General features: G+C 65.5%; 31 protein-coding genes and 1 tRNA gene. 17 read left to right on the top strand and 15 right to left on the bottom strand.

The window, feature by feature from the left end; all coding sequences use genetic code 11:
* Nucleotides 1-79 precede the first annotated feature (79 nt).
* The 6 genes from GA645_RS29135 (at nucleotide 80) to GA645_RS24805 (ending at nucleotide 5,687) form a co-directional block, all read left to right on the top strand.
* Complete coding sequence (locus GA645_RS29135) at nucleotides 80-1,549, top strand: virulence factor TspB C-terminal domain-related protein (protein ID WP_256676016.1); 1,470 nt, start codon at nucleotides 80-82, stop codon at nucleotides 1,547-1,549.
* Entirely contained in the window at nucleotides 1,549-1,875 is a 327-nt protein-coding gene (locus tag GA645_RS24825; protein WP_152226396.1) for a DUF2523 domain-containing protein, read from the top strand. The genes GA645_RS29135 and GA645_RS24825 overlap by 1 nt, the downstream gene beginning before the upstream one ends.
* Nucleotides 1,876-1,887: 12 nt before the next feature.
* Complete coding sequence (locus tag GA645_RS24820; protein ID WP_152226394.1) at nucleotides 1,888-3,102, top strand: zonular occludens toxin domain-containing protein; 1,215 nt, start codon at nucleotides 1,888-1,890, stop codon at nucleotides 3,100-3,102.
* Between the two features lie 145 nt (nucleotides 3,103-3,247).
* Nucleotides 3,248-4,543: a hypothetical protein gene (locus tag GA645_RS24815; protein WP_152226392.1), complete on the top strand. Its 1,296-nt coding sequence runs from the start codon at nucleotides 3,248-3,250 to the stop codon at nucleotides 4,541-4,543.
* On the top strand, nucleotides 4,543-5,583 hold the full coding sequence (locus GA645_RS24810; RefSeq protein ID WP_152226390.1) for a tyrosine-type recombinase/integrase: 1,041 nt from the start codon (nucleotides 4,543-4,545) through the stop codon (nucleotides 5,581-5,583). Before GA645_RS24815 ends, GA645_RS24810 begins: the two co-directional genes overlap by 1 nt.
* 8 nt (nucleotides 5,584-5,591) lie before the next feature.
* Nucleotides 5,592-5,687 (top strand) — tRNA-Sec (locus tag GA645_RS24805).
* Nucleotides 5,688-5,779: 92 nt separating this feature from the next.
* Here the strand turns inward: GA645_RS24805 and GA645_RS24800 are convergent.
* The 4 genes from GA645_RS24800 to GA645_RS24785 form a co-directional block, all read right to left on the bottom strand.
* Nucleotides 5,780-6,115: a type II toxin-antitoxin system RelE/ParE family toxin gene (locus tag GA645_RS24800; protein ID WP_152226388.1), complete on the bottom strand. Its 336-nt coding sequence runs from the start codon at nucleotides 6,113-6,115 to the stop codon at nucleotides 5,780-5,782.
* Entirely contained in the window at nucleotides 6,112-6,348 is a 237-nt protein-coding gene (locus tag GA645_RS24795; protein ID WP_152226386.1) for a type II toxin-antitoxin system ParD family antitoxin, read from the bottom strand. Before GA645_RS24795 ends, GA645_RS24800 begins: the two co-directional genes overlap by 4 nt.
* A 151-nt stretch (nucleotides 6,349-6,499) precedes the next feature.
* Nucleotides 6,500-6,829: a hypothetical protein gene (locus GA645_RS29130; RefSeq protein WP_256676015.1), complete on the bottom strand. Its 330-nt coding sequence runs from the start codon at nucleotides 6,827-6,829 to the stop codon at nucleotides 6,500-6,502.
* A 22-nt stretch (nucleotides 6,830-6,851) separates the two neighbouring features.
* Nucleotides 6,852-7,055 (bottom strand): hypothetical protein, encoded by a 204-nt coding sequence (locus GA645_RS24785; protein ID WP_152226384.1) that lies wholly within the window; start codon nucleotides 7,053-7,055, stop codon nucleotides 6,852-6,854.
* 273 nt (nucleotides 7,056-7,328) lie between these two features.
* Between GA645_RS24785 and GA645_RS24780 the strand changes: the two genes are divergently transcribed.
* Entirely contained in the window at nucleotides 7,329-7,922 is a 594-nt protein-coding gene (locus tag GA645_RS24780; protein WP_152226382.1) for a hypothetical protein, read from the top strand.
* A gap of 36 nt (nucleotides 7,923-7,958) precedes the next feature.
* Here the strand turns inward: GA645_RS24780 and GA645_RS24775 are convergent, their stop codons facing one another.
* The 5 genes from GA645_RS24775 to GA645_RS24755 are packed head-to-tail and all read right to left on the bottom strand — an operon-like array spanning nucleotide 7,959 to nucleotide 10,538.
* A complete protein-coding gene (locus GA645_RS24775; protein ID WP_152226380.1) occupies nucleotides 7,959-8,654 on the bottom strand; it encodes a M15 family metallopeptidase in 696 nt (231 codons plus the stop codon).
* Entirely contained in the window at nucleotides 8,651-9,112 is a 462-nt protein-coding gene (locus GA645_RS24770; RefSeq protein WP_152226378.1) for a glycine cleavage system protein H, read from the bottom strand. Before GA645_RS24770 ends, GA645_RS24775 begins: the two co-directional genes overlap by 4 nt.
* On the bottom strand, nucleotides 9,109-9,483 hold the full coding sequence (locus tag GA645_RS24765) for a DsrE family protein (protein ID WP_152226376.1): 375 nt from the start codon (nucleotides 9,481-9,483) through the stop codon (nucleotides 9,109-9,111). The genes GA645_RS24770 and GA645_RS24765 overlap by 4 nt, the downstream gene beginning before the upstream one ends.
* Nucleotides 9,470-9,964 carry a GNAT family N-acetyltransferase gene (locus tag GA645_RS24760; RefSeq protein ID WP_152226374.1) on the bottom strand — a complete coding sequence of 165 codons (495 nt, stop codon included), beginning with the start codon at nucleotides 9,962-9,964 and terminating at the stop codon, nucleotides 9,470-9,472. The genes GA645_RS24765 and GA645_RS24760 overlap by 14 nt, the downstream gene beginning before the upstream one ends.
* A gap of 13 nt (nucleotides 9,965-9,977) precedes the next feature.
* Nucleotides 9,978-10,538, bottom strand: coding sequence for a DUF4136 domain-containing protein (locus GA645_RS24755; RefSeq protein ID WP_152226372.1), 561 nt, complete (start codon nucleotides 10,536-10,538; stop codon nucleotides 9,978-9,980).
* 132 nt (nucleotides 10,539-10,670) lie between these two features.
* On the opposite strand from GA645_RS24755, the gene GA645_RS24750 reads away from it, so the two are divergent.
* Nucleotides 10,671-11,597 carry a glycerophosphodiester phosphodiesterase family protein gene (locus GA645_RS24750; RefSeq protein WP_152226370.1) on the top strand — a complete coding sequence of 309 codons (927 nt, stop codon included), beginning with the start codon at nucleotides 10,671-10,673 and terminating at the stop codon, nucleotides 11,595-11,597.
* Here GA645_RS24750 and GA645_RS24745 read toward each other — a convergent pair.
* From GA645_RS24745 to GA645_RS24730, 4 genes are read right to left on the bottom strand one after another with little or no spacing between them, the layout of a single operon-like run.
* Entirely contained in the window at nucleotides 11,582-12,163 is a 582-nt protein-coding gene (locus tag GA645_RS24745; protein ID WP_152228305.1) for a DUF4136 domain-containing protein, read from the bottom strand. The two genes, GA645_RS24750 and GA645_RS24745, sit on opposite strands and share 16 nt — an antisense overlap.
* A gap of 54 nt (nucleotides 12,164-12,217) precedes the next feature.
* Entirely contained in the window at nucleotides 12,218-12,988 is a 771-nt protein-coding gene (locus GA645_RS24740; protein ID WP_152226368.1) for a methyltransferase, read from the bottom strand.
* The gene (locus GA645_RS24735; protein ID WP_152226367.1) at nucleotides 12,985-13,302 is read right to left on the bottom strand and encodes a nucleotide pyrophosphohydrolase; all 318 of its coding nucleotides are present in this window, start codon (nucleotides 13,300-13,302) and stop codon (nucleotides 12,985-12,987) included. The genes GA645_RS24740 and GA645_RS24735 overlap by 4 nt, the downstream gene beginning before the upstream one ends.
* A gap of 53 nt (nucleotides 13,303-13,355) precedes the next feature.
* Nucleotides 13,356-14,213 (bottom strand): MaoC family dehydratase, encoded by an 858-nt coding sequence (locus tag GA645_RS24730; protein ID WP_152226365.1) that lies wholly within the window; start codon nucleotides 14,211-14,213, stop codon nucleotides 13,356-13,358.
* Between the two features lie 206 nt (nucleotides 14,214-14,419).
* On the opposite strand from GA645_RS24730, the gene GA645_RS24725 reads away from it, so the two are divergent.
* Both GA645_RS24725 and GA645_RS24720 read left to right on the top strand, forming a co-directional pair.
* Entirely contained in the window at nucleotides 14,420-15,427 is a 1,008-nt protein-coding gene (locus GA645_RS24725) for an AraC family transcriptional regulator (RefSeq protein ID WP_152226363.1), read from the top strand.
* A gap of 63 nt (nucleotides 15,428-15,490) precedes the next feature.
* A complete protein-coding gene (locus tag GA645_RS24720; protein WP_152226361.1) occupies nucleotides 15,491-15,895 on the top strand; it encodes an EF-hand domain-containing protein in 405 nt (134 codons plus the stop codon).
* 73 nt (nucleotides 15,896-15,968) lie between these two features.
* On the opposite strand, the gene GA645_RS24715 is transcribed toward GA645_RS24720, so the two are convergent.
* Nucleotides 15,969-17,324, bottom strand: a complete 1,356-nt coding sequence (locus tag GA645_RS24715; protein WP_152226359.1) for a 3-oxoacyl-ACP reductase — start codon at nucleotides 17,322-17,324, stop codon at nucleotides 15,969-15,971.
* A gap of 167 nt (nucleotides 17,325-17,491) precedes the next feature.
* Here GA645_RS24715 and GA645_RS24710 point away from each other — a divergent pair, with 167 nt between their 5' ends.
* On the top strand, nucleotides 17,492-18,769 hold the full coding sequence (locus GA645_RS24710) for an acetyl-CoA C-acetyltransferase (protein WP_152226357.1): 1,278 nt from the start codon (nucleotides 17,492-17,494) through the stop codon (nucleotides 18,767-18,769).
* Between the two features lie 170 nt (nucleotides 18,770-18,939).
* Here GA645_RS24710 and GA645_RS24705 read toward each other — a convergent pair whose 3' ends face one another.
* A complete protein-coding gene (locus tag GA645_RS24705) occupies nucleotides 18,940-19,386 on the bottom strand; it encodes an Lrp/AsnC family transcriptional regulator (protein ID WP_152226355.1) in 447 nt (148 codons plus the stop codon).
* A gap of 179 nt (nucleotides 19,387-19,565) precedes the next feature.
* Between GA645_RS24705 and yedA the strand changes: the two genes are divergently transcribed.
* The 6 genes from yedA (at nucleotide 19,566) to tauD (ending at nucleotide 25,405) form a co-directional block, all read left to right on the top strand.
* Nucleotides 19,566-20,453, top strand: coding sequence for a drug/metabolite exporter YedA (yedA, locus tag GA645_RS24700; protein WP_152228303.1), 888 nt, complete (start codon nucleotides 19,566-19,568; stop codon nucleotides 20,451-20,453).
* A gap of 143 nt (nucleotides 20,454-20,596) precedes the next feature.
* Nucleotides 20,597-21,493: an acyl-CoA dehydrogenase family protein gene (locus tag GA645_RS24695; protein WP_152226352.1), complete on the top strand. Its 897-nt coding sequence runs from the start codon at nucleotides 20,597-20,599 to the stop codon at nucleotides 21,491-21,493.
* Between the two features lie 177 nt (nucleotides 21,494-21,670).
* Nucleotides 21,671-22,690 (top strand): taurine ABC transporter substrate-binding protein, encoded by a 1,020-nt coding sequence (gene tauA / locus GA645_RS24690; protein WP_152226351.1) that lies wholly within the window; start codon nucleotides 21,671-21,673, stop codon nucleotides 22,688-22,690.
* 193 nt (nucleotides 22,691-22,883) lie between these two features.
* Nucleotides 22,884-23,675, top strand: coding sequence for a taurine ABC transporter ATP-binding protein (locus GA645_RS24685; RefSeq protein ID WP_152226349.1), 792 nt, complete (start codon nucleotides 22,884-22,886; stop codon nucleotides 23,673-23,675).
* Nucleotides 23,665-24,483, top strand: a complete 819-nt coding sequence (locus tag GA645_RS24680) for an ABC transporter permease subunit (RefSeq protein ID WP_152226346.1) — start codon at nucleotides 23,665-23,667, stop codon at nucleotides 24,481-24,483. Before GA645_RS24685 ends, GA645_RS24680 begins: the two co-directional genes overlap by 11 nt.
* Before the next feature lie 85 nt (nucleotides 24,484-24,568).
* Nucleotides 24,569-25,405 (top strand): taurine dioxygenase, encoded by an 837-nt coding sequence (tauD, locus tag GA645_RS24675; protein ID WP_152226344.1) that lies wholly within the window; start codon nucleotides 24,569-24,571, stop codon nucleotides 25,403-25,405.
* Nucleotides 25,406-25,729 lie beyond the last annotated feature (324 nt).

Here is a 25,729-nt window from a genome sequence, read left to right as displayed (position 1 = left end):
CTGCCATGTCCGTGCAGTGGTATGTCCTCATCGTCACCACCCTGGCGTTTGCCGTGGTGTTCTTCGGGCGGGTCTGAGCATGCGCGCCCTGGTCCTGTTTCTGCTGGTGCTGACGGTGAGCACGGCTCAAGCCGAGGATTATTACTGGCAGTACTACGGCTACAACGTCACCCGTGCACCGACCCCAGCCGGGGCCTGTCAGGGGATGATGGACTACTGGAACCGCCCCGACGGTTTGTACGTGGATACGATGCTGTCGGTCTCGGTGTCAGGTTCTTCGGGCACTTGCTACTACCAGACCCTTACCAAGGCGACTGGCAAGATCACTCAGCATTCGGGAAAACTGGTTCGCTTCGGTGACGGCTGTACCGCACCCAAGGTGTATGACAAGGACATTGGCGAGTGCATAGTCCCGGAGAAGGACAAGTGCCTCAGCACCATCGGCCAGATGGTCGAGCATCAACACAAGATCGGCGCTCTCAGCGAAGGCGGGGTCGTTCTGCAGAACACCCGCACCGAACCGCCGGGCAGTCTGTGCCAGGGCTCTTGCCAGTACGCCTCGACCGGCGAGGCCCCCAGCCGCTGTTATCGCTTCATGGAAGGCGGCGATCAGAACTCAGGCTTCTGCGTCTTCCGTTACAAGGGCAACGGTGTCATCTGCCCGAACACCGACCCCACGCCCAATACGCCGCCCGCCGCGTTGCCTACCCGCGAAAAGTCCAACGAGTGCACCAACAAGGTCACTGACGCCGAGGGGCGCGTCCATTACAGCTGCCTTGCCACGGACACCTTCAAGGAACCGGGCAACATGCAGTGCGGCGAGGTCAACGGCGTCTTCGGCTGCAAAGAGGGCAAGCCCAGCCCGACCCAGAAGCAAACCGAAACGAAGACCGAAGTCAGCGAAAAGACCGCCAGTGATGGCTCCTCGACCACCAGCACGACGACCACGACCACCACCACCAATTGCAGCGGCGTCAACGCCTGCTCCTCGACCACCAGCGTCACCAACGGCACCAGCAAGACCAACGCCGATGGCACCTCTGGCGGCGAGTCGTCCAGCTGCACAGGCACCGGCTGCAAGGCCAGCGACAAGCCCGGCGAGGAAAACAAGGATGACAAGGAAGAGGAGGAAGAGCCCGAGCGCGAAGTCTCCGGCACTGACGACTGCGATGCGTCGGTGCAGTGCTCGGGCGACGCCATCGACTGCGCCATGGTGGAGCAGCAAAAGAAGCTGCGCTGCGAGGTGGAAAAGCAGGGCGACTTCGAGAAGAACAAAGGCCAGATCGAAGCGGCGGTGAAAGGCGACAAGTTCCAGCTCACCGACGACCTCGAAGTCGAAGCCCCGTCCTTCCTCAACAGCGGCACGCGTTTCCTGCCTTCCAGTTGCCCGACCGACAAAACCTTTTCCCTGAGAACCAACGGCGGACGCACCTTCGCGTTTACCTACGCGCCGCTATGTGCTGCCGCTTCCGATCTCGGAGTCCTGCTTCTCATTGGCACCAGTGTGTTCTGCGCGCTCTACGTGGGCCGCGCCTTTGGAGGTGAATGATGCAATACCTGTTCTTGGTGCAACTCCTGATCATGATCGTCGGCCCGCTGGTGAAGATGGTCATGCGCATGCTCGGCGTCGGTTTCGTCGCCTATGTCGGCTCCAACCTGCTGCTCGATCAGGTGCGCAGCTACGTGCAGTCGCAGATGGGTAATGCGGGGCTCGCGATCCAGCAGATCCTCGGCCTGGCCAAGGTCGATATGGCGATCAATATGTTCCTCGCCGCCGTGGTCACTCGCATGGTCCTGTCCGGGTTGGACAAGGCCGCCGACCGCAAACGCAAACAGGTCTGGAATCCTCCAGGCCGCGATTACATCGACGCGTAAGGGGGACCGGCCATGCTCTACATCCGCACCGGCAAACCCGGCCACGGCAAGACCCTCAACACCATTCGCGAAGTCGATCAGAAGGCCCACAAGGAAGGCCGCGTCGTCTACTACCACAACGTGGCGGACCTCAAGACCGATCAACTGCAAGCGTCGTGGTTCGAGTTCGACGACCCGTACAAATGGTACGAGCTGCCCCAGGACGCCATCATCGTCGTCGACGAAGCACAAGGCTGGTTCGGCGTGCGCGACCCCCGGCAGAAGCCGCCGGAGCACATCAGCCGCTTCGAGATCATGCGGCACCAAGGCCACGAAGTGCATCTGGTCACCCAGGACCCGCGCTACATCGACGTACACCTTCGCCGCCTGTGCAACGGCCACATCCACTACTGGCGGGTATTCAAGAGCCAGCAGCTGCTGCGCTTCGAATCCGAAGCTGTGATCGAGGCTGTCGAGAAGAAGACCAGCTTCAAGGACGCCGACAAGACCACCCTCAAGCTCGATAAAAAGTACTTCGGCGTCTACACCAGCACCAAGGCCAATCACCACTTCGCCTTCAAGCCGCCGAAGAAAATGATCCTGGCGCTGGCCGTGATCATCGGCGCAGCCTTCATGGTTTACCGCGCCTACGAACGCTATGCGGATGGCAGCAAAGCCGCCACTCCGGCAGGCGCGGCGGCTGACGCAACCGCACCGAACGGCGCAGACAAGGGCGTGGTCGATCAGGTGTCGTCGGCAGTCACCTCCCTGATCAAGCCTACGGGGGACGGAGAGGCCAAGCCCGTCACCGCCGAGCAATACCTGGAGCGACGCAAGCCCCGCGTGCCTGACTTGCCGTCCTCGGCGCCGGTGTACGACGAACTGACCAAGCCCGTTACTCACCCGCGGCTGTATTGCCTGTCCACCAGCGACCCGCGCCTTGTGGCCCGACGCCCACAACACACCGTGAAGGACGGCAAATCCTGCCAGTGCTACACGCAGCAGGGCACCAAGGTCGCCACGGCTTTCGACTTCTGCCTGACCGTCGCCAAGGACGGCTACTTCGATCCCACGCTGCCCGACCGCAACGGCCTCGATCCGCGATCAGGGTTGCAGCCAGCCCTTGCCGCCACACCGCCACCGCAACCCTCGACCGAGCGACTACAGGCCGATGCGCAGCCCGCAGGCACGACGGTGACGGTCGTCCCCGATAGCGAGTACCCATCCCGCCCCTGGCGCAGCAATTAGCGCGCGGCGGCGCCGTTTTGCGGATTGAGCCGAGGTACGAGGCCAACCGCAAACGGCGCTCGGCGCGGCGCGGCCGACGACCCTGTAACACGTCGGATAACCCACTGAGCACAGTTTCGATTAGTACCTATTTGGAGTGTTTCCAATGACCAAGCCACAACACCAAGTCCGCGTCACCCTCAAACCCGGTGGGGAAATTTATGAGTCGCCCGAAGGGCGTTTGTTCTTCGATGACAAACTGGCCAAGTTCACCGACCTGTCCGGCGTGCGTCTGCTGCGTTGCGGCGTGGACACGCTCCGCCAGTTGTACAACGGCCTGATTCGTCCCGAAGTCATGGCGGTCTTCGATGAGCCGGAAGACATCGTAGAGTTCGCCGGGTATCAGTGGGCCAAGGGCAGGGTAGGGCGAGACTCCGGCTACCAGTACCGCCTCCAGAACGCCGATATGGGCCTGATCCTGCTGATCAAGAATCACAATGTGAAGCTCGAAAACATCGGCCCGCACCTCAAGATCGAAGTGTCTCCGCACGCCCTGGATGGCGCCGATCCGTCGATCCTGCAAGGCGTGCTCGATGACCTTTCCGCTGCGGTTCTGTATGCCAGCGAAGTGAACCAATGCGCCGTGCACCTCGCGCTCGACGTGCAGGGTTGGACGCCTTCTTCTGATCTCGTTGACCGCATGCGCTGTCGCTCGCACCGGGTGCGCCAGATCAGCGGGATCGACCGTATCGAATTCGACGGCAATGCCTCGGTGTATGGGCGCGGTGAGACATTCATGTTCGGCTCGGCCAACGGCCTGCAACTGTGCATCTACAACAAGACGCTACAGGCCCGGAGCACCGACAAGCTCGACTATTGGGAAAACGTTTGGGCCTCCCTCAATGGCGATCCCTTCGGTGACGGCGAACCCGCTTACAACCCGCTGGAAACGGTGTGGCGCATCGAGTTCCGTTTCCACCACTCGGTCATTCAGCAGTTCTCCGAAGGCTCCCGTATGGCCTCTGGCGAGGTGATCGGTTGCCGCACCTACTCGGGCCTCTGCCCGCACCTGCAAGGGCTGTGGGAATACGCCTGCGACAGCTTCCGCCTGTTGCTGGACAACCCGAAGTGGTTCGATCCGTTCTGGTCGCTCATCACCCTGGATACCAAGGTGCAGGTAGAGGCCGATCCGCTCATCGAGCGCGCTGAATATCGTCGCTACTACAAGACCGCACAGGGTTTCTCGGGCAAGAACTGCGAGATGTTTCTGGGCCAGTTCGCCAGCCTCATTGCACGGGAGCGCGTACCACCAAAAAAAGCCCTTGAGGTCGGGAGAACGCTTCCATTCTGGCATGTGATCGAAGACCACTACACCGCCAAGGGTTACAGCACTCGCGACCTCGAACGTCACATCATCGGGCTCATCAACGACCGGTACTTGAAGCGGGGGTATGCGATCTAATGAGCATCACCAAGCTCCCCGATGGTCGCTGGTTCGTCGATGTCGAACCGATCAAGGGAAAGCGTTTCCGCAAGCGGTTCAGTACCAAGGGGGAGGCGCAGCGCTTCGAAGCCACGGTGCGACAGAAGTGCATCGATAATCCGGACTGGAACCCTGCGCCCAAGGACCGTCGAAGGCTGCTGGAATTGCTCGACCGCTGGGGCGTTCTGCACGGCCACGCTCTGAGCGACTATGAGGGGCGCGAGCTGTTGATGCGGCGGATGATCGAACGGCTGAAAGACCCTGTTGGACGGGCCTTCACGGCAATCCAGTTTGCCGAGTATCGAGTCAAGCGGATCAAGGACGGATACAGTCGCAAGACCCTCAACAATGAGCTGTCGTATCTACGGGCGATGTTCAACTGCCTGATCCAGTTCGGAGAGATCGATTACCCGAATCCACTGGCCACCCTGAAGCCTCTGAAGTTGCAGGAGAGCGAGCTGGCCTATCTGGATCATGAGCAGATCACGACGCTGTTTGCCACGCTGGGCCAGATGCAGCACGCGCATGTCGAACTGATTTCGACCATTTGCCTTGCGACTGGCTGTCGGTGGGGTGAGGCTCAGGGGCTTGTGCCGTCCAGGGTGAAAGGTGGTGCAGTGCACTTCATCAACACCAAGTCCAAGCGTCGTCGTTCCATCCCGATTTCGCCGGAACTGGAAAGCCGCATCCTTGACCACTTCAAGCGACACGGACACTTCACCAATTGCCGCAACGCCTTTGATGAAGCTGTCACCAAGGCTGGTTTAGAGTTACCGCCAGGTCAGAAGGCTCACGTCCTGCGACATACCTTCGCTAGCCACTTCATGGCCAATGGTGGCAACATCCTGTCGCTGCAAAAGATACTCGGCCATTCGACGTTGGCGATGACCATGCGCTACGCGCACCTCGCCCCAGGACACATGCAGGACGTGCTGGCGTTCGGTCCGAGCAGGGATTTTCGACACTTCTTCGACACTCCACCGAAGTCGGCAACGGAAGCTGAAGAAAAAGCCTTATAAATCAATATGGAAGGCAATCACGCCCGGTGGCGTGGCCGGGCTTCAAACCCGGTGGGGGACGGCAGCCGTTCCTGGGTGGGTTCGACTCCCACTGCCTTCCGCCACTTCTCCTGTCTACAGCCCTTGCGGCTGTAGGCTTCCAGAAAATCCCCCGGCCTCTCAAAACACTCAGTGTCGAAAAAGTGTCGAGAGGCTTTCAGTGCTGTGCGTCCTCGTCAGCCTGCATCCAGGAAGGGATGTCGTTCATGCCGTGCAGTACACGCCACACATCGATGTGGTCGTCGCGCTCGACGTAGAACACCAGGTAGGGATAGCGCTTGAGTGGCCAACAGTGCAGCCCCGGCAAATCCAGTTCGTGGGCATAGCGGGATGAGCCACTGGCAGGATGCCGGGCGATATGGGCGTATGCCTTTTCCAGGGCATCGACAAACCCCAGAGCAGCCTGTTCGGCGTCTTCGCTCAGGTAGTAATCGACAGCCGCTTCAACGTCCTGATTGGCGAGTACTCGCGGAATGACTGTCTTCGCCTTCATCCACGGGCCTTCCGTACCCGCGTGCGGAGCGACTCGAAGTACTCACTGTCGGCAGGTGCCGCTGGCATCGACTCTGCGCCAGCAATCAGCAGGCCTCGCAGACGCTGACGGTCCTGGTCCTTGCGAATCAGCTCGCGCACGTACTCGCTGCTGGTGCCATAACCACGCTGGCTGACCTGCTCATCGACAAAGCTCTTGAGCGCATCCGGCAGGGAAATATTCATCGTGCTCATGGGACCGGTCTCTCGGGAATGGCAAAATTTGCCAAAACATACTAGCACTGGCCATCTTCGCCGGTATCGAGAAGGTGACGAAAGTCCCAGGTTGGCTCCAGTGCCAGCACGTCCAGGACATGATCCGGCGCAAGGTGCGCGTAGCGCATGGTCATGTGAGCGAGGTGTGACCGAGCACCTGTTGCAGCATCAGAAGGTTCCCGCCGTGCGCCATGCAGTGACTCGCGAAGGTGTAGCGCAGCACGTGCACCCTCTGCCTCTGCGGCAGGTTCACGCCTGACATCTTCACCGCGTAGTCGAAGCCGTTCCGGTAGTTGGAGAACGGCCCGTGTTCCTGGAAGTGTTCGTCGGTGTGCTCTTCCAGTTCGGGCGGGGCGGGGGGGCGGGGTGGAACGGTGTGGGTGAGCCTGCGGGGGGATCCCTTTGCTTGTGGCTTGGCGATCAGCTGCTGCCGAGCAGCCGCCGTGGCATCGCTCGCCACGGCTTGCCGAGGCCGCGAGGCGTTACTGCCCCCACATCATCCGTTGCTGCTGCGACGAGAAGTCATTGGTCTGCAGCTGTACATGCGCCGGCTGGCGTTCGAGGTTGTCTTCGCCGAAGGATTCGCGCACGGGGGATTCGATGGCGCTGAACTGGTTGTAGTGCGGGGCGTCGGAGCAGCCGACGAGGGCGATACAGGCGAAGGCAACCGCGGAGAGCTTGAGCATAGGGGAGTCCTCCTGGAGTGAGCTTCGAGATTCGGCTGGAAGAATTAACGGCAGATTAAGGCGGGCGGTTGTCCAGGCCTCTCGGTGGTGGGCGCGTGCCGTGCCGGCGCAGGTTTTACCGGGGTACCGGGCCCCTGCGCGCTGTCTGCCGCGGGCCTTGCGGCGAGTGCTGCCCGCCGCGAGCCGGAGTATTTCGTCGGACGGTGCGAACCGCGTGGGTTGTGGTGTGTCTCACAGGTATCTCAACCCCCGCCCCCTGGAGGCGTATTGATCATGAAAAAGACCCTGGTTGCTGCGATTGCCTGTGCCTTCGTGCTGGGTTCGGCAGCATTGTTGCCCGCCGATCTGTCACCGATCGGCTCGGCGTATGCCCAAGGGAACGGTGGTGGTCACGGCGGCGGAAATGGCGGTGGCAACGGTGGCGGTAACGGTGGCGGAAATGGCGGTGGCAACGGCCACGGCGCCAGCCACGGTGATGGCGATGGAAATGGCCACGGCGCCAGTCACGGTGATGGCGATGGTAATGGTCATGGCAATGGCCGGGGCAAAGGCGCCATCAGCCATTCGACAGACCCGTCCGACAGTAACTCGGGCCTCCATGGCTCGAAGAGCAACGGCCGGACCGACGGCGTCGCGCACACCGGCAAAGCCACGCGTGACCATGGCAAGAACGGTCACCACACCGGCAGCACCAAGAACGACAGCAAGGGCCATGGCAAGGCGACCTCGGCCGTAGCCCATTCGAAGACGACCCAAGGACTGTCGAAGTCGACCGCCGTGTCGGCCACGACCCCTGGCGATCACAACGCTAAGGGCCTGAGCAACGCCGAGAAGAACTCCACCAAGAACGATCACGACGACGAGTGAGTCGTCCCGTGGCCAGGGACGGCCGCTTTCCAGCCCTCACCGCACCGGAAAATCGAAATAGGTCGTGGGATAGGGCTCGGCCTTCAGCCGGTAATGCCACCATTCCGCGGCATAAGGCTCGAATCCGTGGCGTAGCATGGCCTGGCGCAGGGTTTCGCGGTTGCGGGTCTGCTGCACGCTGATCAGCGTCGTGCCATGGTGCGAAATGGGGCCGAAGAAATCGAAGCGGCTGCCCATGTCCAACTCCTCTCCCGTCTTTGCATCCACCAGCGTCAGGTCGACGGTGCTGCCGCGCGAGTGCCCTGAGTGCTTGGCGATGTAGCCGTCGCGGAACAGGGTGCGCTTGTCCTGGTCGGGGTAGTAGCGGGCTTTCTGCCGGGTGTCCTGCAAGTCGTCGGCCCAGCGCTTGAAGGCCTCCACGGCGCGTTGCGGGCGATAACCATCGAAGACTTTCAAGGCCAGGCCGCTCAGGGCGAGGTCCTGTTCCACCGCGGCTAGCGCGGTGGCGGCTTCGCGGGTGAGGATGATCCGTGCCTTCTGGTAGCCGTCGATGGGCCGGCCGACGAAGTTGTCGGAGCTGGCGTAGCGCACGTCATAGCGGGCGGATTTGAGCACCTGGTCGAGGTAGACGAAGCCGGGCTGCGCCGGTTGGTCGGCGCGCAGCGGCAGGCAGGCGAACAGGAGCAGCAGGAGCGGCAGGCGCCAGCGTTGTGCGGCGCCTGCCCGGCTCATGGGCGCAGGGCCTGCACCCCGTCGTCCTCGGGGTCGAAGTTGTCCAGGTACATGCGCCGGGCGAAGGCATCCAGCGCGGCCTGGCCTTGCAGGAAGCGGCCACGGTCGGCGGCCCAGTCGTCGGGCGCAAGGCGCACCATCCAACCGTCGCCGTAACAGTCCTGGTTGATCAGCCCCGGCCGGCGCACCAGCGCGTCGTTGCTGGCGAGGATGTGGCCATCCAGCGGGCTGCGGGCGGAGGAGGCGGCCTTGGCGAATTCCACCACGCCGAAGCTGCGGTCGCAGTCGATATGCCAGCCATCGCGCTTGGGGGTGAAGGCGAAGATCTGTCCGTAGAGGGCACAGCCGTAGGCGGTGAGGCCAAGGGTGATGGCGCCGTCCGCTTCCTCGCGCAGCCAGAGGTTGTACTCGGGGGCGTACAGGCGGTCGGCAGGAAATTCCAGACCGTGCAGCTTCACAGGGTCAGCACCCGGTCGTACTCAAGGATCATCCGCGCCAGCTCGCCGCCGCTGGCGATTTCGTCGACTTCCTCGATCAGCCGGCTTTCGTCGATCGGCACGCCCGGTGCGCGGCACATCAACAGGCGCGCGCCGGCTTCCTTGGCCTGCTGGATGAAGTGGCTGACGGGCTCGCCGCCCTCGGCGGCGTAGAGGTGGTCGGCGACGTCCTGGAGCGCCAGGCGGGTGCCTTCGCCGCTGAGGAACAGGGTGACCTGGGCGTCCATGCAGGCCAGCAGGGTAGCGGTGTAGAAGGGCGCCGCGCAGCGCGCCGGGGTGCTCGGGCCGCTGCTGACGATGATCAGCACCCGCTGCCGGTCAGATGGGGTCAAGGGCTTTCTCCAGTTGTACCAGGGCGATGCGCCGGCCCTGCGGGTCGGCGCGCTCGACGATGGCCTGCGGCCGATAACCCAACCGAGTGTAGAGCAGCAGCCCGGCAGTGTTGGCGTTGAAGCAGGACACCTTCATCACCCGCGCCTTGTACTGGTCGCGGGCGAGTTTCTCCATGACTTCGATCAGGTACTGGGCCACGCCGTGCCGGCGGGCCGAGGGCGCGACCATCATGTTGCCCAGCGCGCAGTATTCGCGCGGTTGCCACTGGTAGAAGTTGGCGAAGCCCGCCGCGCGCCCGTCCAGCAGGGCGAGGGTGCTGCCCCGGCGCTCGGCCATGGCGGCGGCAAGCTGGCCGACGGTCAGCGGCCAGCTTGCCTTGGGGTAGCAGTAGAAGAGCTCGTCGCGATCCTGGGGAAAGCGCACCACCTCGTCGAGGTCGCCGGCAGCGGCGGGGCGATGGGTAAGGACTGGATGTTCCACGCTGTCTCCCGGCTCAGTGCGGCGGATACTGGGCGATGACTTTCTGCACCGTCTCGTTGATCGCCGCTTCCCGCTCGGCGGGCGTCGGCGGGCTGCTGCGCATGACCTGCTCGCCGCTGCCACGCCAGACCAGTTTGCCGTCCTTGCCGTCGAACAGGTCGACCTGGATGGTGGCGACCTTGTAGGTGACGGTGCGGGTCTCGGCTATCGGTGGTGGTCCCCAGTAGCCGCCCCAGTAACCGTTCCAGTAGCCACCGCTGTAGGAGGTGATCTGGTCCTGGCGTTGGTCGACGATCAGGTAGGCACGCACTTTCACGTCGCCGATGTTGCCACCCTGGGCCTGGCGCAGGCCGCGCTGGTCGAGCTGGTCGGCGACGGACTGGGTGATCCGCTGTTCGGTGAGGTCGCTCTTGATGCGCGGGTCGTCCGGGCGGTACTCGAACGACGGCTGTGCCCAGCTCCAGGTCATGTAGCGGGAGAAGTCACGGGTGGTGTCGTAGTCGCGGCTGACGCTGGTGGTTTCGCAGGCGGCCAGGCCCAGCATCAGGCCCAGAAGCAGTAAACGGCGGATCATGATCGCAATACTCCCTTCAGAGAATTCCATCGAAGCGCAAGGCAGACGGAATGGCAAGCAGGGAATGTTCGACGTCTAGCCCGGCCCTTCCGGTTGATAGAGTCGAGACTTATGCGCTGGAAGGAGTGTGCGATGAAGAGTCGAGTGCTGGGGGCTGTTCTGGGTCTGGTCCTGTTGCAGGCGTGCAGTGTCGAGGGCGTGCGACCGCCGTTGCCGGAGCCTAGGGTGGTGGCGCACAGGGGCGGCACCGGGGATGCGCCGGAGAACACCCTGCTGGCGATCCGCACGGCGCTGGCCAATCACAGTGACGGCCTCTGGCTGTCGGTGCAGGTGTCCGCCGACGGCGTGGCGGTACTGTATCGGCCGGCGGATCTGTCGGCGTTGACGGATGCCCAGGGAGCGGTGGCATCGAAGACGCTGGCGCAGTTGCGCCAGGTGAATGCGGGCTATCAGTTCAAGGATGTGGCGGGTGCCTACCCGTATCGCACCGATCCGCAGACCATCCCCACGCTGGCCGAGGCACTGCGGGTGATTCCCGCGCAGGTGCCGGTGTTTCTCGATATCAAGGCACAACCGGTTGCCAGCGTGATCGAGGCGACGGCCAGCACGCTGGATCAGGAGCAGGCCTGGGGCCGGGTGCGTTTCTACTCCACCGAGCGGGAAGCCAGTGATTATCTGCAGCAGCATTACGCCGGTCGCGCGCACTCCTTCGAAAGCCGCGACGCCACGCGCAATCGTCTGGTCGATCTGGCCATGGCGGGGCGTTGTTCGCCGCCAGCGCCGGGCGCCTGGATGGGGATCGAGTTGGACCGTGACCTGACCGTGACCGAGCAGTTCACCCTGGGCTCGTCGTCCTATCAGGTGAAGCCGGCGCGGCTGTGGACGCCCGGGGCGATGGACTGCGTGCGACGCGCTTCGGCGACGAAGGTGGTGATGTTCGGCATCAATTCGGCGCAGGCCTATCGTGAGGCGCACGCGCTGGGCGCCGATGCGGTGATGGTGGATTCGCCAGCCAACGTGCCCGCTTACCGGCGCGCCGAGGTTCAGGCTGGCGGGTAACCGTCCATGGCCTTGCGCGCGGCCTCGCGCAGTGCGCGGGCCTGGTCGCTCTGGCTGCTGCCGTTCTCGTATTCGGCGCTGCCGCTCCACACCTCTTGATGGCTGTGGGCGTCGAACAGGGTGATGTGGACCATGCTGACGGTGACCACGTAGGTGCGGACGACGGGGTAGTAAGCGCCGCCGTACCAGGGATCGCCCCAACCGCCGTAGTAGCCGCCACCGTAGTAGTCGGTGGTCTGCCGGGTGCGTTGTTCGCTGGAAAGCTGGGCGCTGACCACCAGGTCTGCCGGCGCATTGCCGCGTGCCGGACGCAGGCCACGCTGGTCGAGGGCTTCGCTGACGGCGTCCTGCAGCGGGCCACCGAATCCGGTGCCGTCGGCCCAGTTCCAGGAGCGGTAGTGCCCATAGTCCAGCGGCGGCGCCGGGTAGCTGCCGGGGTCGAGCCCCGGATGGGCCGCAGAAGCCGGCGCCGGTGGCATCGGCAGCGACGTGTCGGTGTAGGGGTTCGGGCTCTGGCAGGCGGCCAGGGCGGCGAACAGCGGCAGGATCAGCAGGTAACGCGGCATGACGGACTCCCACACGCCCGGACCGGTCGGCGTGCGCACCAGCAGACTATGCACCTAATCCTGCGGCCGGCACAGCCAGTGCAGGTAGCGACCCAGGCCGGCGAACGCGGGATGGCGACGGTATTGCAGTTCCATCTCCACCAGGTCCAGCGGCTCGGCCTTGTGCTGGAACTCAACCGGCATGTAGTCGTGGAACACCCGCACGCCGCTGCGCGCCTCGATGCGCCAGTGCCCGTCCATGGCCGCTTCCAGCGTGCGCGGGTCGAGCGGCTCCTGCGGGGTCAGGCTCTGTCCCTCGCCGGCGAAGCGGTTCTTGCGCAGCTTGCGGAAGTGGCCCTTGAGCAGGTTGCGGTAGATCAGCGCATCGCGGTTGTAGAAGGCCAGGGACAGCCAGCCATCGGCGCGGGTCAACTGGTGCAGCACGGGCAGGATCGCCAGCGGTTCGGCCAGCCATTCCAGCACGGCGTGGCAGATCACCAGGTCGTAGGGTTCGTTGAGCTGGCCGAGCAGGTCCTGCCAGGGGACCTCGATGAAAGTGGCGGGGAGGCCGGCTTCGGCGAAGCGCTGGCGGGCGCCTTCGAGCATCGGCGCGGCCGGTTCGGCGAGGGTCACGTCGTGGCCACGCCCGGCCAGCCAGAGGGACATGTGGCCCAGGCCCGCGCCGATGTCCAACACGCGCAGTGGGCGCTCCGGCAGTGCCTCGGCGAGGTCCGCCTGGAGCACGGCGAGGCGGATCGCGCCCTTGGCGCCGCCGTAGATCTTCTCCGCGAAACGCGTGGCCAGTTCGTCGAAGTGGCGGTCGCCATTGTTGGTGGATTGGCTCACTTGGCGCCCCCTTCGATGAAGCGTCGTTCGCTGTCGGCCAGCTTGGCGCGTACCGCCTGCTCCATGTCGATGCCCAGCTCGGCGCACAGCAGCAGGAGGTAGAGCACGATGTCGCCGACTTCCTGCCCGGCGTGGGCGAGTTTTTCCGGCGGCAGCTGGCGGGACTCGTCTTCGCGCAGCCACTGGAAGATTTCCACCAGCTCCGCCATTTCCACGCTGGCGGCCATGGCCAGGTTCTTCGGGCTGTGGAAGCGACTCCAGTCGTTGTGGTCGCGGATGGCGTGCAGGCGCGCGGTGAGTTCTTCGAGGTTCATGCAGATGGGGCTCCAACGTGAGCCCCATAGCTTCAGGCTTCAGGCGGACACCTTCAAGCGTCGAGCGGGCGCCAGCTGCCGGCCATGTGCGGCAGGTCGTCCTTGCCGCGCAGGCTGAACTGCCCGGCTGGCGCCGGTTCGCTGGCCAGCAGGTTGACCGAGGCGGGCAGCAGCACCGGCTTCTGGAAACGCACATCGACCCGATAGCCGGCCATTGGCAGCTGCTCGCCCAACGCCGCCAGACTGCGCGCCTTGTTCCACAGACCGTGGGCGATGGCGCGGGGGAAACCGAACAGCCTGGCGCTGGCGGCGGACAAGTGGATCGGGTTGTAGTCGCCGGCGACGCGTGCGTAGCGGCGACCGATATCCGCCGGGCAGCTCCAGGCGTCGATCTGCTCCAGCGGAAGTTCGCCGGCCTCCTCGCGGGGCGGCGGCGTGCCGTCCAGGCGCATGCCACGGAACAGCACGCGGCTGTCGCCCTCCCAGAGCAGGCCGAGCTGGTCATGCAGCTGGGTGATGATGCTGAAGGTCACGCCCTTCTCGTGGGGCTGCAGGTTGTCCACCCGCACGCTGACGTTGAACGGCCCGAGCCCGCCCAGCGGGCGCAATACGCTGATACGGTTTTCCAGATGCACCAGGCCCAGCAGCGGGAAAGGGAAGCGCGCGTCGGTGAGCAAGCCCATCTGCAGACCGAAGGCCAGGACGTGCGGGTAGGTGGGCGGCAGCAGGTGGTTGTTCGGGAAGCCGCAGACCTTGCGGTAGCGCTCGAGATGCTTCGGATCGACCGTGACCGGGCAGCGCAGGCCACGGGTCGACAGGCTGCGGCCCCGTACGCCACGGCACAGGGCGGCGCGGACGAACAGGCCGGTGAGGGCGGGTGAAGCGGACAGATCGAGCCAATCGCGGGGCATTGGGTATCTCCTGACGAATATTCAATCAGCTTAGCCAGCGCTCGGCGGCGGGCATTGGCCGTGGTTTCGCGTTGCGCGGCAGGCAAGTCAATCTGACCGTCCGATTGCTCGGAGATTTCGTTCAAGTGCCTTCCTGATTCTCTTGAGAGGGGAGAGGAAAGCTGCCTAAGATGGGCCCGCCTCATGGATAACTAGAAAAAAACACCATGCGTGATCTGACCGACGATGTGGCGCTGATGCGCCCGGTGATCGACGCCCTGCGCGCCAGCGGCACCGACCCCGACCTCGTATTGGCGCGCCTTGGCCTACCCGCCGGCAGCCTGCCCGCCGGACGTTTCCCCCACAGCGCACAGAACCTGTTCTGGAAGACCGCCGCCGAAGAGTGCGGTCAGGAGCACGTCGGCCTTTACCTGGCCGGCCACCTGCCGGCGTTCCACGGCCTGTTGCTGGAATACCTGTTCCTCTCCAGCTCGACCTTCGGCGAAGGTCTGCGCCACGCCCTGCGTTATGTCCGTCTGCTCTCCGACACCCTCAACGCGCGCCTGGAAATCGAAGGCGAGCGCGCCGTGCTGCTGCTCGGCCATACGGCCGGGACCAACCGGCACTTCCCGGAAATGCTCGCGGGCGCGGTAGTTCGACTGTTCCACGCCCTCACCGAAGGCGACTTCAAACCCCACCAGGTGCAGCTGATGCACGAAGCGGGCGCGCCCGCCGAGCGCTATCAGGACGTCTACGGTTGCCCGGCGGTGCTGGGCGCCGAGCGCTACGCCCTGGTGTTCGATGCGGCCGTGCTGGACAAGCCCTCGCGCCATGCCGCCCCGGAGCTGCTGCGCATGCACGAGTCGCTGGCGCGTCGGCAACTGGCGGAGGTCGAGCGCCTGGACCTGGTACGCAAGGTGCGCGAGCTGATCGGCGTGCTGCTGGTGGATGGCGGCGCGACCCTGGAGCAGGTCGCCGCCCGCCTGGACATGCCGGCTCGTCGCCTGCGCGAACGCCTGGCCATGGCCGGGGTGCGCTTCAACGACCTGGTCACCGACTACCGCTGCCGCCTGGCCAAGGACCTGCTGCTCAAGACCGATGAGCGCATCGAGGTGATCGTCGAGCGTACCGGCTTTTCCGAGCCGAGCACCTTCTACCGCGCCTTCAAGCGCTGGGTCGGCGAGACGCCGGTGGAGTTTCGCCGACGGGGCCGGCCGCAGACGCCGGCGGAGTGATCGAACATCTTCGAGTGGAGTGCTGAGTAGGCTTGGCGCGCTTTTCCACCCGAGGATTTCCAGATGCAAAGCCGAATCCGTAACGCCCTGATGTGCGGCGCCGTGCTGTTGGGCTGCCAGCAGGCGCTGGCCACCCAGACGGGCGAAACGGCCTTTTCCCGCCTGGACCGCGATGCCAACGGCTACATCGAGGCCAGCGACATGGCGGCGATGCGCGAGCGCATGTTCCACCGGCTGGACCGTGACGCCGACGGCTTCCTCAGCCGCCAGGAGCTCACCCCGCCGAGCCAGAGCAGCAATCCCTCGCCAAATGCCGTCGTCTGGCCGGACAGCGATGGTGACGAGAAAGTCAGCCCGGCCGAGTTCATGGCCCAGGAGCCGGCGCTGATCCTGCGCGGCGATCGCGATGGCGACCGTCGGTTGAGTGCGGAGGAGTTCCAGCAGTTGATTGCGGCGCGGGGGCGGTAAGAGGGGCGAAGGTTAGGGGCGCTCCTACAAAAGCGGGGGCGCACAACCGCGAACGGTGGTACGCCCTACGCGATCACGCCCCCAGCAGACTCTGCCCGCACACCCGCAATACCTGCCCGCTCACCGCACCCGAACCCGGCTGGGCGAACCAGGCCACGGCTTCGGCCACGTCCTGCGGCAACCCGCCCTGGCCCATGGAGTTCATGCGCCGGCCGGCTTCACGGATGGTCAGCGGGATGGCGGCGGTCATCTGGGTTTCGATAAAGCCCGGCGCCACCGCATTGATGCTGATGCCCTTCTTGCCCAGCGACGGCGCCCAGGCCTGCGCCAGGCCGATCAGGCCGGCCTTGCTCACCGCGTAATTGGTCTGCCCGAGGTTGCCGGCGATGCCGCTGATGGAGGCGAGCAGTACCACGCGGCCGTCATCGTGCAGCTTGCCTGCGTCCAGCAGGGCCTGGGTCAGCACCTGCGGGGCCTTGAGGTTCACGTCGATCACCGAATTCCAGAGCGCCTCGTTCATCTTGGCGACGGTCTTGTCGCGGGTGATGCCGGCGTTGTGCACCACGATGTCGACGCCGTCGGGCAGCGCCTCCACCAGTTGCGCGCCTGCGTCCGCCGCGCAGATATCCAGCGCCAGGCCGCGACCGCCCAGGCGCGCGGCCAGCGCATCGAGGGCGTCCTTGGCTGGCGGCACGTCCAGCAGCACCACCTCGGCGCCATCACGGGCGAGCGTTTCGGCGATGGCCGCGCCGATGCCACGGGCGGCGCCGGTCACCAGCGCACGCTTGCCCACCAGCGGGCGGCTCCAGTCCTGCACCTGCTTGTCATAGGCGGACAGGCGAATCACCTGGCCCGACACATAGGCGCTCTTGGGCGAGAGGAAGAAGCGCAGGGCGCCTTCGAGCTGATCCTCGGCGCCCTTGCCGACGTACAGCAGCTGCACGTTGCCGCCCCGGCGAATCTCCTTGCCCAGGGAGCGGCTGAAGCCTTCCAGGCTGCGCTGCACGCTGGCGGCGATGGGGTCTTTCAGGGATTCCGGGGCGCGACCGAGGATCACCACGTGCGGACATTTATCCAGGCCCTTGAGTGCGCCCTGGAAGAAAGTGCGCAGCTCCAGGGTCTGCTCGAAACGGGTCAGGCCGCTGGCGTCGAAGACGATGGCCTTGAGTTTCGGGCCGTGCTCGGCGGTCCAGCGCGGCAGGCCGTACTGGCCTTCGCTAAAGGCGAAGACCGCATCGGTCAGGCGCCCGGAAAACGGCAGCACCGCTTCGTTCAGGTTGCCCTCGCCGCCTAGCAGCAGCGCCCCGTCCACTGGCCGTGTGCGCCCGGCGCTCCAGCGCTCCAGGCGTACCGGCGCGGGCAGGCCGAGGGCTCCGACCAGGCGGCGGCCGACGTTGGAGTTGGCGAAGGCGATGTAGCGATCGGTCATGGAACGGGCTCCTGCACGGATTCTCGAAGTGGGGACCACTCTACGCAGCCGCCGGATCGGCGCAATTGACCGTGCTGACCTGTGCGACGGCGGGGCGGCCAATGCGGCGGGGACGGCTAAGGTTAGCCTTGACCGCACTCTAACGCTCACTCTGTCAGGAGCCTTGCATGACCCAACTGCGCCGGGTCGCCATCGTCGGCGGCAACCGAATTCCCTTCGCCCGCTCCAACACCGTGTATTCCACGGCGAGCAACCAGGAGATGCTGACCTGTGCGCTGGACGGCCTGATCGAGCGCTACAAGCTGCACGGCGAACGCCTGGGTGAGGTGGTCGCCGGCGCGGTGCTCAAGCATTCCCGCGATTTCAACCTGACCCGCGAATGCGTGCTCGGCACGCGCCTGGCGCCGGAGACCCCGGCCTATGACATCCAGCAGGCCTGCGGCACCGGCCTGGAGGCGGCCATCCTAGTCGCCAACAAGATCGCCCTGGGGCAGATCGAGTGCGGCATCGCCGGCGGCGTGGACACCACTTCCGATGCGCCCATCGGGGTCAACGAAGGGCTGCGCAAGATCCTGCTGGAAGCCAACCGCGGCAAGTCCAACGGCGAGAAGATCAAGAGCCTGCTGAAGATCCGCCCGCGCCACCTGATGCCGCACATCCCGAAGAACGGCGAGCCGCGCACCGGGCTGTCCATGGGCGAGCACTGCGAGCTGATGGCGCAGACCTGGGCCATACCGCGCGATGAGCAGGACAAGCTGGCCTACGAGAGCCACATCAAGCTGGCCGCTGCTTACGACCAGGGCTGGCAGAACGACCTGATGACGCCGTTCCGCGGCCTGGTGCGCGACCAGAACCTGCGTCCGGATATCAACCTGGAGAAGATCGGCACCCTCAAGCCGGTATTCGAGCGCGGCTCGCGCGGCACCCTGACGGCGGCCAACTCCACGCCGCTGACCGATGGCGCCTCGGTGGTGCTCCTGGCCAGCGAGGAGTGGGCCAAGGAACGTGGCCTGCCGATCCTGGCGTACTTCAAGGATGGCGAGGCGGCGGCGGTGGACTTCGTTGGCGGCCACGAAGGCCTGTTGATGGCGCCGGTCTACGCGGTACCGCGCTTGCTGGCGCGCAACGGCCTGACCCTGCAGGACTTCGATTTCTACGAAATCCACGAAGCCTTCGCCGCCCAGGTGCTGTGCACGCTCAAGGCCTGGGAGGACGCGGACTACTGCAAGACCCGCCTCGGCCTCGATGCGCCGCTGGGCTCCATCGACCGCAGCAAGCTCAACGTGAAAGGCAGCTCGCTGGCCGCCGGGCACCCGTTCGCCGCCACCGGCGGGCGCATCGTCGCCAACCTCGCCAAGCTGCTGGACGGGGCCGGCAAGGGGCGTGGGCTGATCTCGATTTGCGCGGCAGGCGGCCAAGGTGTGACCGCAATCGTCGAACGGTAATCCAATACAACGGGACCGGTGTTTGCCGGTCCCGCGATGTAGCAACTCCGTGACTTCAGGCGGCACCGCGCGAGCGGCGCCGCCTTTTTTTATCCGCGCGTCGGCTGGGCGTTACCTGTAGGAGCGGGCCATGCCCGCGAATCGCGCCCATGGGGCGCTCCTACATGAGATCAACCGCCCTGCAACATCGCCGGATGCACGCGCCCGGAGAAGGGAGTGGACAGCACCAGCGAGGTCTTGCTGGTGCCGAACTGCGCGAGTCGGTCGATCAGCTCTTCCAGCTCCCGGGTGCAGCTCACCGCGACTTTGAGCATCACGCAGGCCTCGCCGGTGATGCGGTAGCAGTCGATGATCTGCGGAATCTCCAGCAGCGGATCGAGCATGGCCTTGCTGCGATGGTCGTTCAGGCGCATCTCGATCAGGCACTGGATCGAGCGGCCCATCTTCGACAGGTCTACGCTGGCGTGGTAGCCGGTGATCACCCCGTCTGCCTCCAGGCGTGCCACGCGATCGGCCACTGCCGGTGGTGACAGGTTGATGCGCCGGGCCAGTTCGGCGAAGGACATCCGGCCGTCTTCCAGCAGGGCGGCGAGCAGGGCGCGGTCGTATTTGTCCATCGGCGTAACCTCGGCGTTTTCGGCGAAATTTGATTCAACGGAAAGTCGCCTGAAAATCCATCGAATAAAAAGTGTTATGCCTGCTTTAGCGTTGTCTGTGCCTTATCCGGCGCCAGCGGCCCTCATAAAATGAAGCGCTCCGCCTGTCTTGTCGAGCGCTTCCCATGACCACGATCACCATGCCCAGAGCCCGCGTCTCCCTGACCCTGATCGCCGCGTTCTTCGCGCTGTATTTCATCTGGGGCTCGACTTACCTGGTGATCCGTATCGGCGTCGAGTCCTGGCCGCCGATGCTGATGGCGGGCTGCCGCTTCATCATCGCCGGGACCCTTCTGTTCGCCTGGATGCTCTGGCGCGGCGCGCCGCTGCCGAGCTTCAAGCAATGCCTGTCGGCGGGCGCTATCGGCATCCTCCTGCTCAGCTGCGGCAACGGCGGGGTGACGGTCGCCGAGCACTGGGGCGTGGCCTCGGGCGTGGCGGCATTGGCGGTGGCGACGGTGCCGCTGTTCACCCTGGTGTTCGGACGCTTCTTCGGCAACCGGACCAACGCGCTGGAATGGGCCGGTATTGCCCTGGGCCTGTTCGGTATCGTGCTGCTCAACCTCGGTTCGAACCTGCAGGGCAGCCCGGCGGGGGCGGCGCTGATCATTTTCGCGGCGGCGACCTGGGCTTTCGGTTCGGTGTGGAGCCGGCGCCTGGACCTGCCCGGCGGTGCCATGGCCAGCGCGGTGGAAATGCTGGTGGGCGGCGGCGTGCTGCTGCTCGGCAGCTTCCTCAGCGGCGAGCGCATGGAGCAGATGCCCACGGCCGCCGGTTGGGGCGCGCTGGCCTACCTGGTGGTGTTCGGCTCGATCATCGCCTTCAGCGCTTACATGTACCTGCTGGCCAATGTGCGCCCGGCGGCGGCCACCAGCTATGCCTACGTCAACCCGGCGGTGGCGGTGATGCTCGGCATGGTGTTCGCCGGCGAGCACATCGGCATGGCCGAGTCCCTGGCGATGGCGGTGATCATCAGCGCCGTGGTGCTGATCGGCCTGCCGCAGTGGCGTCGCCAGGATGCGGCATGAGCTAAGCCCGAAAGGTTATTTCGCCGCGCCCGGCGACTTCGCTAGGGTATGAAACGGCCTCCCCAGGGAGGCCGTTTTCCTTTCTCAGTACACCCGCGCGCCATACGCCCAGGCCACTGACCGACTGTTTCGACGAGGTGTGCATGAACCTGGCGGCGACCGCTTCCCTTCCCGATCTTCCCTCTGCCCGCTGGAGCCGTGCGCTGCGCGCTTCCGGCCTGCTCGACGTGTCGCTACCACCCGAATACGGCGGGCGCGGCGCCGGCTGGGACGAGGTGCTGCAGACCCTTCGCGACCTCTCCGAGCGCGACGGCACCCTGGCCCGACTGTTCGCCGTGCACCACCTGCAACTGGCCAGCGTGTTGCTGCTGGGCAGCATCGAGCAGCGCGAACGCCTGCTGCCGAGGAGCGTGGAGCGCGACTGGCTGTGGGGCGAGGCGGTGGATCACCAGGAGCGCCGCCTGCTGGCGCGGGAGCACCGGCGCGGCGGCTTCCTGCTGCAGGGTGGGCGTCACGACTGCTTTGGCGCCGAGGTGGCCGACTGGCTGGTGATTTCCGCCTGGCACGCACCCAGCGACGGCCTGCTGATCGCTGCGCTGCCGGCCGACCGCGATGGGCTGGATCGCTTCGAGCCCAACGGCGGCGGGCTGCTGCGCTGCCATGAAGTGCGCCTGCATCCCGAGGACATCCTGCTGCCGCCGGGCCTGCCCTGGACGCCCCGCGCGCAACTGCGCGGCAGCCTGGCGGCCTTGCTGCAGGCGAACATCGCCCTGGGCCTGGCCATGCAGGCATGCGATGCGCTGCCGACGCGAGTGGCGGTGGGTAGTCTGCGGCGTTTGCTGGGGCTGGGCCTGCGCCTGTCCGAGCAGTCCGCCGTGGCCTTCGAGGCGGCACTGGCAGCGGACAACAGCTTGAGTTTCACCCGCAGCGCGGCGCTGGCGACCCTGGTGGCGGAAACCGCCGCGGTGGCGCGGCAGGCGGTCGAGGTGGGACTGCGCGAGGAGGGCGTGCGTGCGCGTTTGCACGCCGGCGCGACCTGAAATGCGTAGCTTCGGGCGCTCATAAGTTAAGAACTAAATATTATTTATTGCGTGTTTTTTATATCGTTAATCTAGCGTCTACCGGACCACCGGACACCGTTTCACCTACCTGAATCCCGTCCCGTGGTCCGTCCCCTCTGTGGAGGCCGGCACCGCCGTTACCCCAGAGGAAACACCATGAACAAACCTCGTTTCGTACGCCGTGCCGTGGCCGGCGTCGCTGTTGCGGCTGCCCTGTCCTTCCAGAGTGCCGCGTTCGCCGACATCGTCCTCGGCTACCAGACCGGCATCGACCCGACCAAGGTTCCCCAGGCCGATGGCACCTATGAAAAGGTCATCGGCGAGAAGCTCGATTGGCGCCGCTTCAACAGCGGCCCGGAAGTGGTCGCCGCCATCGCCTCGGGCGATGTGCAGCTGGGCAACCTCGGCTCCAGCCCGCTGGCCGCCGCCACCTCTCGCGGCCTGCCCATCGTCGCCTTCATCGTCTCCGCGCAGATCAATGCCGCCGAGGCCCTGGTCGTGCGCAACGGCAGCAAGATCGAGAAGCCCGAAGACCTGATCGGCAAGACCATCGCCACGCCCTTCGTGTCCACCTCGCACTACAGCCTGCTGGGCGCTCTCAAGCACTGGAAGATCGACCCCACCAAGGTGAAGATCGTCAACCTCAATCCCACCGAGATCGCCGCCGCCTGGCGTCGCGGCGACATCGATGGCGCCTTCGTCTGGTCGCCCGCTCTGGGCGAGATCAAGAAGTCCGGCAAGGTGCTGACCGACGCCGCCGAAGTCGGCCAGTGGGGCGCGCCGACCTTCGAGGTCTGGGTCGCTCGCAAGGACTTCGCTGAGAAGCATCCGGAAGTCATCGCCAAGTTCGCTCGCGTGAGCCTGGACTCCTTCGCCGACTACAACGCCCACAAGGCGCAGTGGACCGCCGATTCCGAGCAGGTGAAGAAGATCGCCCGCCTGACCGGCGCCGATCCGAAGGACGTGCCCGAGCTGCTGGCCGGCTCCGCCTTCCCCGAGTCCCAGGCGCAACTGTCGTCCGCCCTGCTGGGTGGCGGCACCGCGAAGGACATCGCCGGCACCGCCGCCTTCCTCAAGGAGCAGAAACGCGTGCCTTCGGTGCTCAAGGACTACTCGCCCTACGTCAGCGCCGATTACGTGCGCCAGGCGGAGAGCGTGCAGGTCGGGCAGCGCTGATCTTAGCGTCGTCTTCCCCGCGAACGCGGGAGTCCAGCAAACAGCATTTCTGGGCCCCCGCATTCGCGGGGGTGACGCCCACGCTTGAGCGAGCCGGTGAACTCCACCAGCTGGGGCTGCGCGTGGGCGGGGATGACGCTAGTGGGTGGGCCCCAGCTCCCAGTACTTCTTCTCACCCTACGGAGGGCAGAACATGAGCCGTCTGACGGCCGAGGCGGTCAGCCTCACCTTCCAGCAGAACGGACGCGAGCGCGTCGTCCTGCGGGACCTTTCTCTGAGCCTCGCCAAGGGTGAATCCCTGGTGGTGCTCGGCCCGTCGGGCTGCGGTAAGTCCAGCCTGCTCAACGTGCTGGCGGGCTTCCAGGCGCCGGACAGCGGCCGCGTGCAGATCGATGGCCGTACCTTGAGCGGCCCCGGTGGCGAGCGCGGCGTGGTGTTCCAGGACGATGCGCTGATGCCCTGGCTGAGCGCGCTGGACAACGTCGCGCTGGGCCTGCGCATCCGTGGCGTCGGCGCTGCCGAACGCAACGCCCGCGCCCATGAGGTGCTGAAACTGGTGGGCCTGGGCGAGCACGCGGACTACCGCATTTCGCAGCTCTCCGGTGGCCAGCGGCAGCGCCTGGGCCTGGCCCGCGCGTTGGCGGTGGAGCCGGATTTCCTGCTGCTCGACGAACCCTTCGGCGCCCTCGATGCGCTGACCCGCGAGCGTATGCAGGTGCTGACCCTCGACCTGTGGCGCAAGACCGGCAAGGGCCTGTTCCTGATTACCCACAGCGTCGACGAGGCGCTGTTCCTCGCCACCGACCTGGTGGTGATGGACGGCCCGCCAGCGCGCATCGTCAAGCGCCTGTCGCTGGACTTCGCCTGCCGCTATGCCGCTGGCGAGCCGGTGCGCTCGATCAAGTCCGACCCGGAATTCGCGCGCCTGCGCCAACTCCTTCTCGATGAGTTCCTTGAGGAACCGGAGGCCGAGCATGCCCACTGATACCCTCGCCGGCAAACTCCCGGCCGCCGCGCCGACTGCCCGCAGCGTGCCACGCGACTACCGCCGCTGGGCCGCTGCCGGCAGCGTCGGCGGAATCTTCGTACTCTGGTGGCTGGCTACGCACCTGGGCTGGGTCGACACCCTGTTCCTGCCTGCGCCAGAACAACTGGTGGAAGCCTTCCAGCGCTTGCTCGCCGAGGGCTACGTCGATGCGTCGCTGTGGCAACACATCGGCACCAGCCTGCTGCGCGTGCTGCTGGCACTGGGCGCGGCGGTGCTGACGGCCATTCCGCTGGGCATCCTGATGGGCCTCAACCCGTTGGTGGGCGCGGCCTTCGATCCGCTGGTGGAGTTTTACCGCCCGGTACCGCCGCTGGCCTACCTGCCGCTGATCGTCATCTGGTTCGGCATCGGCGAGCTGTCCAAGGTGCTGCTGATCTACCTCGCGCTGTTCGCGCCGCTGCTGATCGCCACCGCCGCCGGCGTGCGCCGCGTGGACAAAACGCGCATCCAGGCCGTGCGCTGCCTGGGCGCCAGCCGCCTGCAGGTAGTGCGCCACGTGATCCTGCCCAGTGCGTTGCCCGAAGTGCTGACCGGCCTGCGCATCGCCCTGGGCGTGGGCTGGTCGACCCTGGTCGCGGCCGAACTGATCGCCGCCAACCGCGGCCTGGGCTTCATGGTGCAGTCCGCCGCGCAGTTCCTCGCCACCGATGTCGTGGTGCTGGGGATTCTGCTGATCGCGGCCATCGCGCTGAGCTTCGAGCTCGGGTTGCGCTGGGTGCAGAAGCGCTTCGCATCCTGGGAATGAACACATCGATTCGACTCCTTCGCCAGGCAGGCGAGGGCAGGGGAGAGCACGCCTCTTCCCGTGAACCTCACGAGAGCACACGAACATGACTACCCTGACCATCGAACCCATCAACCCGGCACTGGGCGCCGTCGTCTCCGGTATCCGCCTGGCTGATCCGCTGGACGACGCGGCGCAGCGCCAGATCGAGCAGGCCCTGCTCGATCACCAGGTGCTGTTCTTCCGCGACCAGCCGCTGACCCCGACCCAGCAGGCGAACTTCGCCGCGCGCTTCGGCGACCTGCACATCCACCCGATCTACCCCAGCTCGCCCGAACAGCGCGAAGTCATCGTCCTCGACACCGCCGTCACCGACGTGCGCGACAACGCCATCTGGCACACCGACGTGACCTTCCTGGAAACTCCGGCATTGGGCGCCGTGCTGGCCGCCAAGCAGCTGCCGCCCTACGGTGGCGACACCCTGTGGGCCAGTGGCATCGCGGCGTTCGAGGCGCTGTCGAAACCGCTGCAACAGTTGCTGGATGGCCTTACCGCAACCCACGACATCAGCAAGTCCTTCCCCCAGGAACGCTTCGGCGCCAGCGATGCGGACCTCGCGCGCCTGGAGGAGGCCCGCAGGAAGAACCCACCGCGCAGCCACCCGGTGATCCGCACGCACCCGGTTACCGGGCGCAAGGCGCTGTTCGTCAGCGACGGCTTCACCACCCGCATCAACGAGTTGGAGCCGGCGGAAAGCCGCGCGATCCTCGACCTGCTGTTCGCCCACTTCGCCCGCCCGGAATTCACCGTGCGCTGGCGCTGGAAGGAGAGCGACGTGGCCTTCTGGGATAACCGCGTGACCCAGCATTACGCGGTGGACGATTACCGACCGCAGCGCCGGGTGATGCACCGCGCGACGATCCTGGGCGACAAACCTTTCTGACAGGGTTTTCGTTCCGGTAGGGCGGATAACCCGGAACGGGTTATCCGCCGCCGCGGCGGATAACGCCCCAGGCGTTATGCGCCCTATGGTCTGACGGCTTTTGGTAGGAGCGAGCTTGCTCGCGAAACGCATAACGCCGAATTAATCGGGGGCTCCGTTCGCGAGCAGGCTCACTCCTACAGGCTCGGTGTCGGCCCGGAATTTCCTGCGATCCCCGTGACTTGCGGCAACAAAGCCGCACCGCAGACCGCATTCGTCGCCATTATGGGTCGCCGTGGCAGGCTCACTGTCCTACGCTTTGGCAGTTTCGCTTCATAAAGAGAT

The organism is Pseudomonas sp. SCB32, assembly GCF_009189165.1.
GTDB lineage: Bacteria > Pseudomonadota > Gammaproteobacteria > Pseudomonadales > Pseudomonadaceae > Pseudomonas.
Note: the sequence above shows the minus strand (reverse complement) of the source record. Positions and strands in the feature narration are given on the sequence as shown.